16 protein-coding genes are annotated in these 10,030 nt (G+C 66.3%); 6 read left to right on the top strand and 10 right to left on the bottom strand.

The genetic code is table 11. The annotated features are described in order from the left end of the window. Window positions 1-121 precede the first annotated feature (121 nt). The 3 genes from KEC56_RS13065 to KEC56_RS13055 all read right to left on the bottom strand — a co-directional run bounded on the left by KEC56_RS13065 (window position 122) and on the right by KEC56_RS13055 (window position 1,467). Window positions 122-511, bottom strand: coding sequence for a hypothetical protein (locus tag KEC56_RS13065; RefSeq protein WP_227531282.1), 390 nt, complete (start codon window positions 509-511; stop codon window positions 122-124). Window positions 512-720: 209 nt separating this feature from the next. Beyond that, window positions 721-990 (bottom strand): hypothetical protein, encoded by a 270-nt coding sequence (locus KEC56_RS13060; RefSeq protein WP_227531281.1) that lies wholly within the window; start codon window positions 988-990, stop codon window positions 721-723. Between the two features lie 294 nt (window positions 991-1,284). Next, window positions 1,285-1,467 carry a helix-turn-helix domain-containing protein gene (locus KEC56_RS13055; protein ID WP_227531280.1) on the bottom strand — a complete coding sequence of 61 codons (183 nt, stop codon included), beginning with the start codon at window positions 1,465-1,467 and terminating at the stop codon, window positions 1,285-1,287. Between the two features lie 123 nt (window positions 1,468-1,590). Between KEC56_RS13055 and KEC56_RS13050 the strand changes: the two genes are divergently transcribed. From KEC56_RS13050 to KEC56_RS13040, 3 genes are all read left to right on the top strand, one after another. After that, window positions 1,591-2,193 (top strand): hypothetical protein, encoded by a 603-nt coding sequence (locus KEC56_RS13050; protein ID WP_227531279.1) that lies wholly within the window; start codon window positions 1,591-1,593, stop codon window positions 2,191-2,193. A gap of 461 nt (window positions 2,194-2,654) precedes the next feature. Further along, window positions 2,655-2,876, top strand: coding sequence for a hypothetical protein (locus KEC56_RS13045; RefSeq protein WP_227531278.1), 222 nt, complete (start codon window positions 2,655-2,657; stop codon window positions 2,874-2,876). 145 nt (window positions 2,877-3,021) lie between these two features. Further along, window positions 3,022-3,366 carry a DUF7882 family protein gene (locus tag KEC56_RS13040; RefSeq protein WP_175985432.1) on the top strand — a complete coding sequence of 115 codons (345 nt, stop codon included), beginning with the start codon at window positions 3,022-3,024 and terminating at the stop codon, window positions 3,364-3,366. Between the two features lie 192 nt (window positions 3,367-3,558). Here KEC56_RS13040 and KEC56_RS13035 read toward each other — a convergent pair whose 3' ends face one another. Together KEC56_RS13035 and KEC56_RS13030 are read right to left on the bottom strand one after the other, a co-directional pair. Further along, window positions 3,559-3,831 carry a DUF7218 family protein gene (locus KEC56_RS13035; RefSeq protein WP_175985431.1) on the bottom strand — a complete coding sequence of 91 codons (273 nt, stop codon included), beginning with the start codon at window positions 3,829-3,831 and terminating at the stop codon, window positions 3,559-3,561. Window positions 3,832-3,843: 12 nt separating this feature from the next. Further along, window positions 3,844-4,365 (bottom strand): FHA domain-containing protein, encoded by a 522-nt coding sequence (locus KEC56_RS13030; protein ID WP_227531277.1) that lies wholly within the window; start codon window positions 4,363-4,365, stop codon window positions 3,844-3,846. A gap of 180 nt (window positions 4,366-4,545) precedes the next feature. Here KEC56_RS13030 and KEC56_RS13025 point away from each other — a divergent pair, with 180 nt between their 5' ends. Beyond that, entirely contained in the window at window positions 4,546-4,854 is a 309-nt protein-coding gene (locus KEC56_RS13025) for a hypothetical protein (RefSeq protein ID WP_227531276.1), read from the top strand. A gap of 11 nt (window positions 4,855-4,865) precedes the next feature. Here the strand turns inward: KEC56_RS13025 and KEC56_RS13020 are convergent, their stop codons facing one another. From KEC56_RS13020 to KEC56_RS13010, 3 genes are all read right to left on the bottom strand, one after another. Further along, entirely contained in the window at window positions 4,866-5,363 is a 498-nt protein-coding gene (locus KEC56_RS13020) for an HNH endonuclease (RefSeq protein ID WP_227531275.1), read from the bottom strand. Between the two features lie 327 nt (window positions 5,364-5,690). Next, window positions 5,691-6,539 (bottom strand): M23 family metallopeptidase, encoded by an 849-nt coding sequence (locus tag KEC56_RS13015; RefSeq protein WP_276573134.1) that lies wholly within the window; start codon window positions 6,537-6,539, stop codon window positions 5,691-5,693. A 227-nt stretch (window positions 6,540-6,766) separates the two neighbouring features. Continuing rightward, window positions 6,767-7,468 (bottom strand): iron-dependent transcriptional repressor DtxR, encoded by a 702-nt coding sequence (locus KEC56_RS13010; protein ID WP_175985428.1) that lies wholly within the window; start codon window positions 7,466-7,468, stop codon window positions 6,767-6,769. A 101-nt stretch (window positions 7,469-7,569) separates the two neighbouring features. On the opposite strand from KEC56_RS13010, the gene serC reads away from it, so the two are divergent. Beyond that, window positions 7,570-8,682 (top strand): phosphoserine transaminase, encoded by a 1,113-nt coding sequence (gene serC / locus KEC56_RS13005; protein WP_227531274.1) that lies wholly within the window; start codon window positions 7,570-7,572, stop codon window positions 8,680-8,682. Window positions 8,683-8,690: 8 nt separating this feature from the next. Here serC and KEC56_RS13000 read toward each other — a convergent pair whose 3' ends face one another. Together KEC56_RS13000 and KEC56_RS12995 are read right to left on the bottom strand one after the other, a co-directional pair. Continuing rightward, a complete protein-coding gene (locus KEC56_RS13000) occupies window positions 8,691-9,248 on the bottom strand; it encodes a DUF3027 domain-containing protein (protein ID WP_308013018.1) in 558 nt (185 codons plus the stop codon). A 28-nt stretch (window positions 9,249-9,276) separates the two neighbouring features. Continuing rightward, the gene (locus tag KEC56_RS12995) at window positions 9,277-9,657 is read right to left on the bottom strand and encodes a cold-shock protein (RefSeq protein WP_175985426.1); all 381 of its coding nucleotides are present in this window, start codon (window positions 9,655-9,657) and stop codon (window positions 9,277-9,279) included. Window positions 9,658-9,753: 96 nt separating this feature from the next. Here KEC56_RS12995 and KEC56_RS12990 point away from each other — a divergent pair, with 96 nt between their 5' ends. Next, window positions 9,754-10,029 (top strand): multidrug ABC transporter ATPase, encoded by a 276-nt coding sequence (locus KEC56_RS12990; protein ID WP_175985425.1) that lies wholly within the window; start codon window positions 9,754-9,756, stop codon window positions 10,027-10,029. Window position 10,030 lies beyond the last annotated feature (1 nt).

Raw genomic sequence — 10,030 nt, 5'->3', positions numbered from 1 at the left:
TCATCGTGATGATGCCTTTCGAGTGGAGGTAAGAGACTTCTCGAAGGATCACACGGTGGCCGCGCTTACGTCAGGAGCGACGAGCCGGTCACCGAGGGCTACACCACTTTAAGGGGCACTACTAACGGAATGTCCGGCCGAACAGCGTTACCGCTTGCGCGCGTAGTAAACGGACCAGGTCATTGTCGTCCGAGGCATCGGCGAGATCGAGGGCCTTCAGCGCGTTTCGGAGCTCGTGCATGTGTCCGGCGGCCTCAACATACTCGCGCGCAGCCGGACCGTCACCGGTCATGGTCTGAATATCCGCGCCCCTCGCGTCGTCAAGGCGAGAAATCACTGCGACTCGGGCATCTTCGGCTGTGTCGCCGAATGCTTGAACTACACGGATCCGCTCATCTCCATCCAATGATCGAAACCGAACAGTCGCGAGCCACTCTCCTCGATGCTTGAGCGCCTCGGGGGCTGCAACCACCGACGGGGTCGAATGTGCTCCGGCATCTAGGTCAGTCATCGACCAACGCTATCGTCTGCCGCTCAACCGGGAGCGTCGCCAACGTTGATCAAGTTCCTCTCCCCTGACCTATATGCACTCTCACGTGCCGCCATCGAACATTGCCCGTTTGCGGAGCCTCCCAGCGTGCAATGTACCGTTCAAGGGCGTGGCGAGCAGCACGTCTCGCGCGACCGTCGAAGTTATCGCACGAGTCAGAGTCGTGGCGGTTAGCGAAGCGCGTCCTCGTACGCGGCCAGCCATACGCCACAGGTCATGCGTCGAGCGTGAGCGGCGAAAGCGAGCTTCGCGAACCATCCGCCGAGCATGACACTACCGACGGCGAAGAGCCATCCGACCGCGACTCCAAAGTCCGACATCGCGGTGATGGAGCTAACAAGAATCGCCGCTGCGGCGAGCAGGACTGCGACGACCGCGGACGGAGTCTCAGCCCCGTTCATACTGTGTGCGCGGAGAGTGCCGAGCACTGCGAGACGCACGTCCGGAAGCTCCTTGGTGCCCTCGACGAATTGAGCAACTCGGTCGACGTTCAACCTCTCGTCGGGGTTGCGAGGGAGGTACTGTTTCGCTTCCTCCAGCACTCGATCGTTCACATACGGCACAACAGAGGACACCAACGGTGAGCGAGATCTTGACATGCGCTAATCATCCGCGGCTCCACCGACACTGGCGATCCATGTCCAACTCTCCTTTGAGGGCGGCTCCCCAGGGACACTTGATGGATTGCGCCCGTGCTCGACTGTCGAGCGTCAGACAACATGCCCACGAGTGGACTACCTCACGTCGACGCCAAACGCGCGCAGTAACGGAACCCGCGGGATCATCCGCCTCGGTCCCAATTGAACCGTGGGGATGGTCCCGCTCTCGATGCCGAGCTTGATCGTGCGGTAGTCGACGCCGACGAGCTTGGCGGCATCCTTCATCGTCAGGGCGAGTGACCTGTCTGTGTTGTTCATGTCCTTCTCCTCTCGTGAGCAATGCATGTCATCACTTGCCCACACCGTACTCCTGTCGTGAGCAATCCGCGACATGTATTGCTCACGTCGCGGATTCTGTGAAAGGCTCACGGCATGAGTGACGTGGCAGTCGAGGTGACCGATAGCGAGCGAATCGACGTCGGCAACGGCGTGAGCATCCCGAAAGCATGGGACGTCGTCGCCACTGGCGAGCCGAACGTCGCGGGAACCATTCGTCTGCATGTGGTGTTCGACGAGCAGCTGCACCGCACGGTCGCGGCATCGGTCCGCCTCGATCGCGCGGAGGAGGGCGCGGAGGTAACAGCGGCCACTCTCCGCGACGTACGAGTTCAGTACCTCGTCGCGATCTCATCGATGCGCGTGGTCCAGGTGACCAGAGCGCAAGGCGAGATCGAACCCCTCCGCGAGTATTTGGCGGAGGTGAGGTCGCGTACCGAACGCAACTACGAAGAGACGGTGCGCGAAGCGGTGACGCTGTACCGGATCGCGGCGACGGTGAACCTGGCGCCGCTCAAGCTCGTCTCGGAGCAACTCGGCGTGAGCGTCAGCACCGCCACGCGCATGATGGCCCGCGCTCGTGAGGCCGGCCTCGCCGTCGACCTGATCACCCGCGAGACGCACAACAGGATGCGCGCCGCCGACGACGAACAGATGCGGCCGCACCAGGCTCCGGGATCACCTTCTGGCCCATCGATCGACCGGTGACAGCAACGCGACACGTCAAGCGCCAAATGTGCGAGTTGCTTACCAGTAACGAGCATGAAACGACAGAATGCTCAAAAAACGAGTCTGGGGAATTCGGCGAGCTCGACTTTGAACGCATCCCATTCCGGCATACGCCTGAGCGCCTCTCCACGACAGGCATCCGGGGCCGCGGCGTGGCCGCATTTTGGCCGCATCCTGTTTCCAACTAGCGGTTTTCGGACGTCTTTCGATGTCGTTGCGACTTCCAGAATCCGCGTAATCACGCGGATTTTGTCTTTCTATGCCGGAATGCGAATTGCTCGATTCGCATTCGAGTCCCTCCAGGGGCACTCTCAGCTTCGCACCGCGAGCGTGATGCTCGCCGCTACCCCGCTCCTGGCGTCGCTGTCAACGGGGGTACCCCTTTGCGCGCCAGCGCGGGACGATGGACTCACCAGGACAACGCGACCAAGGAGGAGCTGATGACTGACCAGCGCGCAGACAACGAGGGCGCCGGGGGCGATGGCGAGAAGCCGGTGACCGAGCCCACCACGGATCAGATGCAGGAGCCGAGCACGGAGAAGGAGCCGGGCGACGAACCCCGCCAGCCCGTGGATGACGACGCGGAGCCGAGCCATGAAGCCGTGGGGATCGGCGTCATCGGGCGACCCCTGACCGAGCCTGATGCGGCGACGGACTCCTGAGCCTCCGATCGGCTCGTGGCCGGACGATCCGAACGAGCCGATGCTCGGCGAAACGCACCTATGCTGTCGAGGAGGCACAAGTCCGTCTGAGCGCGAAGCGCCAGCGGTGCACGACGAATCGTGCGCAACCAGGGAGCGCGTTCGCATGGGTCAGTTCATCTACGAGGGCAACGTCAAGCACGAGTTGGAAGATAGGGCACTCGCGCACGTGCAGCTCGTGATCAGCGCGAAGTTGCGTCGTGGCGAGCCTTTCCCGTTCAGTTGGCGCGAAGACGTGAGCATCGGCGGCGGTCGAACCACGGTCTGGCTGCACGCGGGCAGCGCCCTGGTCTTCAAGTACTACGGCAGCCGGCGACCAGCCATCAACCGTGCATGGGTCGACGCGCTGGCCTTCACGGCCAACTCCCCCACTGGACTGCACGTCGTGCCGGAACCCGCGGATTCCGGCGCTCCACGGACACCCGCTGCCGATTCGTTAGCCACCCGCTGACGCGACTCATCCCCACCCCGTAGGCGGGAGTCCCGAGATCACCAGCGCCGAGATCGCGATCATACGTCTGCTCGGCGGCGCCTCGGCCCCGGCGGCGGGCAACGGCAATTGACGTCCGTCCCGGGCAGTCTGCATCCTCGTCGATGGATCACGCTGTCCGCGCCACCGTATGGATCGTTCCTGTGCTGGGTGTCAGTGATTGCGCAGGGCGCTGATCAGCTCAGCCTTGCGCTTGCCGGAGTAACCGGTCAGCCCGAGCTCTTTCGCCCGTTTGCGCAACTCGTCGACTGTCCAGTCCTCGTAGTCGCCGGCCTTGCCCCCGCGCCGCCCGACCTCCGAGCGTCCCTTCTTGGTGCCGCCCGTCGCATTCGAGATCCGGGCAGCCTTCTCCTTCGATGCGCCGTCGTCTCGAAGCTCCTCATAGAGCTCGGGATCCTTCAATCGTGAGTTCGCTCCGCGTGGCATCCGCTTCTCCTCTCATCCGTCCTTGACTTCGTCGGCGCCGCCCTGCGGGGGACGGTCGTCGTTCGACGCTTGATGAGCGCCCTGCCCGTAGTCAGGGCGCGAGGGCTGTTCGCGCTGGTCGGAGAACTCCCCGCCGACGCGTCCACCGTAGGGTCGTCCGTGATCGGAGGACTCCGCTCGACCGAAGACCAGAGTCCACGGCCCCGCCGTGAATCTCGCTCCGGTCCGGAGGATCATCGAATCGTCGTCTGTGCCGGTGGCCGCGACATCCGTGCGTGCACTCGTCTCGCCTTTGCCATGCATCGTGAGCACGTACTCGTCCCGATCGTCGTGCGCGATCTCGGCGTGCACGGGATCCGTCTCATCGAGACGGAGCTCGTTGTCAGCCGCCGATCCGATCCGTACGAGGTCGGCCGTCAGCGCGAAGACGAAGCGCTCGTCATCTCGAGTGACGGTCAGATGAGGGTCGCCTTCGCCCCAACCGGCGTGCGTCGTCGTGGGCTGATAGGGCTGGCGCTCGTTGCGAGAGTTCATGTGCTGTCCTCCTCGTTCGGAACGCCCATGTTTCCACAGTCGATGCACCTCCGCGAGGGGTTGACGCCGACGACGAGTTGTGCGCCCCGGACGGACGACCCTGCGCTGTCAACCCCCTTGGCCGACGTACCGCCTGAAGCAAGGGTCGTAAGGAACGACCGAGCCGCCCGAGGAGATCCTGTGAAGATGACCACCGATGATCTCCCCCACCGCGGCGCCGAGTGGGAGGTGATCGCGATCAGCCGCACGTCCTTGCGCATCTGCGATCCCGCGCGGAGTGTGTCAGATGCCTCGCGGCTGATCGCCTACGTCGACCGCACGGATATCGGCACCTACGACGTGCTGTGGCTCCGCAGCCCGTGCCCGCCGCGGTCGCGCTACCGCACGCTGAACGAACTCCTCGCCGAGCTCGACGAGGCGGTCTCGGGCGGCAGCGCTTCACGAGCCGACCGCCCGACACGGATCGCTCACCATCCGCCTCGATACTGACGCGCGCGGCGTCACGCGGCGAGCGCGAGGTACGGCTCCCAGCACGGGTCGCTGCGCTCGGTTCCGCGGACGGTCCAGCTGTTGCCGTTCGGCTGGCGAGGCGTGAATCGCAGTTCCCAGTGCATCTCCTGGGGCGTGCGATCGCTCTTGACGTTGTTGCAGCGCAGGCAGCAGGCGACGAGGTTCTCCCACGAGTCCGCTCCCCCGCGCGAGCGCGGCAGGACATGATCGATCGTGGATGCCGCCTTGCCGCAGTATCCGCACCGGTGATTGTCACGGCGGAGCACTCCCCGCCGCGTGACCGGCGCGCGCCGGCTCATCGGAACGCGGACGTATCGGGACAAGATGATGACGGCTGGTCTGTCGTATGGCCCGCCCGACGCCCGGACGGGATCGTCCTCCACCCGCTCGATCACGGTCGCCTTGTGATTCATCACGAGCACGAGTGCTCGCTTGAAGGAGACCACAGCCAGCGGCTCGTAGCCCGCGTTCAGAACTAGTGTGCGCATCGTCATCCTCTCGATCCGCCGGGACGGCTTCCCGGCACTCTCGAACCCATGACGCCGCGAGGGCGACAGACGACACGCAGAGACGAAAAAAGGCGCCGTCCTATGGACGACGCCTCGCGCACACGACAAGCTCGGTGCATCCCTGCGGGCAATGCCGAAGGACGTGACGACCGAGTGCATCCATGGTGCGGATGCCCGGAGTTCCTTCCATCAGCTTCTCCCGTCCGTGCGACGACGGGAACAGGCTAGCCCATCAGGCCGAGAGATGACGAAACGGTCGGTGAACACTCGGGCGCGTGTCGCCCAGGCGGAAAGCGAACCGGAGACTCAGCCGGCGTTGGCGGCGAGCCAGGCGTACGGCTCGTACAGGCTGCCGTTGACCCACACCTCGAAGTGCAGGTGGTTCGCCGTCGAACGACCAGTGCTGCCGACGAAACCGATGAGCTGCCCGGCCACGACCGTCTGGCCTGCCTGCACCTGACGGGACCCGTAGGTCATGTGACCGTAGGTGGTCGCGAGGCTCTGTCCGCCGACGACGGAGTCGATCATCACGGCGACGCCGTAGCCGCCGATGCTCTCGGCCGAGGCGCGGACGACGCCCGCCGCTGCGGCGTAGATGGGCGTGCCCTGAGGCGCGAGCATGTCGACGCCGTTGTGGCCGCCGCCGATCGTGCGGCCCTCGGTGTACGAACCGCGAGGGAGCGGGTAGCGCACTTCACCGGATCCCGGGGAGACGAGCGCATAGTTGCCGACGTCGAACGTCCGCGCCCCGGCGGATGCGGACGCGGATGCGGACGCGGACGCCGCTGCCGCGGCGGCTGCCGCGCGGGCCTTCGCAGCCTCTTCGGCCTTCTTCTCGGCGATCTCCTCGGGGGTGGTCGCGGAGTAGGTCGAGCGGTCAAGCGGCGATGCCGTCGCCTGGGATGCCACGACGAGCGACTGCGCGTCGCCGACCGCGACCTGCTGCAGCGTGGCTGTGGCGTCAGCGGATCCAGACCCGGACGACGCGGCGTAGGCGGGGAGCGCGACGGCGGCGACCAGCGCACCGACGGCGCCGAAGATCGCGATCGAACGCATCGGGGCGACCATCTTGCGGGCGGCCTCGCGCGGCGCGACGGTGCGCCGGCGCTTCAGGCTCTGTTCAGATGTCGTGATCGGTTCGATGACTTCGGCCAAAGGTGTCCTCCTGCGCCTCAGCGCTCGGGTGCGCTGGCTCGTCAGCACTCTGCTCTCGTGGCACTAGCTCGGGTACTTCGTGCGATGTGACCGCGAGGACGACGAGCCGGGAAGGCGATCCTCGCGGGGGCTGTCATCGGCGGGCTTCTCCGCCGACGACCTGTCCGAGGTTACCGGAAGATAACGATCGTGTCACCCCTGCAGGGCTGGCAATCTTCCGAGAGCGGTCAGGCGGGTTCACCCACGAGGAAGATGTGCGAGGCCAGCTCGACGGGAAGTTCGAGGCCCTCTTCGGCCCCCTCCATCTCGATGAGCACGTAGCCCTCGCTGTAGCGGTAGTTGCCGCGAGCACCGGGGACGACGCCCGCGTCGCGCAACTGCTGCAGCAGTTCAGGGTCGACCTGGGCGGGCTCCGCAAGCCGGCGGACGGTGCCCTCGACGGGCTCTCCGGCGGCGTTGAGCTTCTGCACGAGCCCGATGACGCCCTCTTCGAACTGACGCGCCGGCGCATCGCCGAGCTGGTCGAGGCCGGGGATCGGATTGCCGTACGGCGACTCGGTGGGGTGGCCGAGCAGCTCGACGAGGCGGCGCTCGACCTGCTCGCTCATGACGTGCTCCCAGCGGCAGGCCTCATCGTGGACGAACGCCCAGTCCAGACCGATGACGTCGGAGAGGAGGCGCTCGGCCAGGCGGTGCTTGCGCATGACATCGACGGCCTTGCGGCGCCCGGCATCCGTCAACTCGAGCGTGCGGTCCTCCGAGACGACGACGAGGCCGTCGCGCTCCATGCGGCCGACCGTCTGCGAGACGGTGGGCCCGGAGTGCCCGAGGCGCTCGGAGATGCGAGCGCGCAGCGGAACGATGTTCTCCTCCTCGAGCTCGAGGATGGTGCGGAGATACATCTCCGTGGTGTCGATCAAGTCCGTCATCTGGCCCTCCGGGTCTTCTTAGGCAAGCCTACATTCCTCGCGCGAGGTCGGACGAGGTCACACGGCGATCGGCACTCCGCACGCGCACCTAGAATCGACCCATGGCGATCGAGATTCCGCGTGACCTCCTGCCCGTCGACGGCCGATTCGGCTGCGGTCCTTCGAAGGTGCGCCCGGCGCAGCTCGAGGCGCTCGTCACCGCTGGGGCGAGCATCCTCGGCACCTCGCACCGCCAGGCGCCCGTGAAGAACCTCGTCGGCAGCGTCCGCGAGCAGCTGGGAACCCTGTTCCGTCTTCCGGACGGGTACGAAATCGTGACCGGCAACGGCGGCTCGACCGCGTTCTGGGATGCCGCCGCCTTCGGCCTCATCGAGCGACGCAGCCAGAACCTGACCTTCGGAGAGTTCGGCGGGAAGTTCGCCAAGGCCGCTGCGGCCCCGTGGCTCGAAGCGCCCGACGTCCGCGCCGCCGAGCCCGGTTCACGCGCGCAGGCCGAGATCATCGAGGGCATCGACGTCTACGCCTGGCCCCACAACGAGACCTCGACCGGTGTCGCAGCCACGATCGAGCGCGTCGCAGCCGACGGGGCGCTGACGGTGATCGACGCGACCAGCGCCGCCGGCGGCATCGACTTCGACGTCACGCAGACGGATGTCTACTACTTCGCCCCGCAGAAGAACCTCGGCTCCGACGGCGGACTCTGGTTCGCGGCGATGTCCCCGGCCGCGATCGAGCGGATCGAGCGGATCGCGGCGTCCAACCGCTACATCCCCGAATTCCTCAGCCTCAAGAACGCTGTCGACAACTCCCGTCTGAACCAGACGCTGAACACCCCCGCACTGACCACCCTGCACCTGCTGGACTCGCAGTTGCAGTGGATCAACGACAACGGCGGGCTCGCCTGGGCGGGCGGTCGCACGGCGGAGTCATCGCAAGCACTGTACGACTGGGCTGAGGCATCCGAGGTCGCGACGCCGTTCGTCACCGACCCCGCGCACCGCTCCCCCGTCGTCGTCACGATCGACTTCGACGACAGCATCGACGCCGCAGGCATCGCGAAGACGCTGCGCGCAAACGGGATCGTCGACACCGAGCCGTATCGCAAGCTCGGTCGCAATCAACTGCGCATCGCGACGTTCGTCTCGATCGAGCCGGACGATGTGCGTCAGCTCATCCGCTCGATCGACTACGTGCTGGAGAACAGCGGCGCCTGATCCGGCGCTCACTCCTCTTCGTCGGAGTCGGCGTCGTCCACGTCATCGGCGTCGTCGACTTCGTCGGAGTCGGCGTCGTCCGCGCCGGACTCGTCCAGTTCGTCGATGTCGACGCCGTCGAGGTCGCCCGCATGCAGGATGTCGGGCTCGTCCGCGTCGTCGTCCTCATCGAGCTCGTCGAGGTCGTCGTCCGCGGCGGCGTCGTCATCCGAGGCATCCGCGTCTCCGCCCTCGGCTGCCGCCGCTGCCTGCTCGGCGAGCTCGGCCTGGTGCGCTCGGTACTCCGCGAGACGCTCCGCCCACGGCACCCACTCCGGTGCGAGCAGCGCACCCTCGTTCGGGAGCAGCTCGACCTCGAGCACGGTGGGCTCGGCGTCGTCGACACGGGCGACCGTGACCGTCCAGTACCAGCCCGGGTAGCCCGGCAGGCGGTTCTCGAACCGCAGCGAGACCGAGCCGTCCTCCTCGGCGACGTATCCGGCGGCCGGACCGATCGTCGAGGCGGGCGTGATCTCCTGCAGAGCCGCGAGTGCGAGGTCGTGCGCGCCGATCAGGCGGTCATCCACCTCGGCAGAGGACTCTTCGGCAGGGGGTTCAGGCGTCGAGGTCATCGGCCACCTTGCGCAGAACCGCCGCGATCTTCCGACCGTGACTGCTGGAAGGGTAGCGGCCGCGCCGCAGGTCGCCGCCGATGCCGTCGAGGAGCTTCACGAGGTCCTCGACGATGATGGCCATGTCGTCGGCGGGCTTGCGCTTGGCCTTCGACAGACTCACCGGAGCCTCGAGCACGCGCACCGAGAGCGCCTGCAGGCCGCGCTTGCCGTCGGCGACGCCGAACTCCACGCGGGCGCCCGACTTGACGGTGGCGCCGGCGGGCAGGGCTGAGGCGTGGAGGAAGACGTCCTGGCCGTCATCTGTGGCGATGAAGCCGAAACCCTTCTCGTCGTCGTAGAACCTGACCTTGCCGGTGGGCATAGGAGAACCTCGCTGGGTGATGGTGCCGATATAAAGGCCCGCTCATGCGCGGCCACACCCCAGCCTACCGGTGTTCCAGGGGCTAGGCTGAGACGGATGAGCACGCAGAAATCCGGGCCGGAGGCTCCCGTCGGTCGAATCGATCGCATCCTGGCGTTCACGGCGCTGACGCTGGCCGCGCTCTCGGTGATCTGCTTCTTCGCCATCATCATCGGCAGCGCCACCGGAATGGACCAGGCCTCGTTCAGCGAGGGCGTCTGGCCGGTCGTCGCGGCGATCCCGCTCTGGGGTCTCCCGCTCGCGTTCGTGATGATCATCGCACTGCTCGTGATGAGCTTCGTGCGGAAGGGACGGGCCGCGAGGCGCTCGTGAC

This window comes from Microbacterium tenebrionis (assembly GCF_020682665.1).
Lineage (GTDB): Bacteria > Actinomycetota > Actinomycetes > Actinomycetales > Microbacteriaceae > Microbacterium > Microbacterium tenebrionis.
The sequence above is the reverse complement of the archived record's forward strand: the minus strand, read 5'-3'. Positions and strand labels throughout refer to the sequence as shown.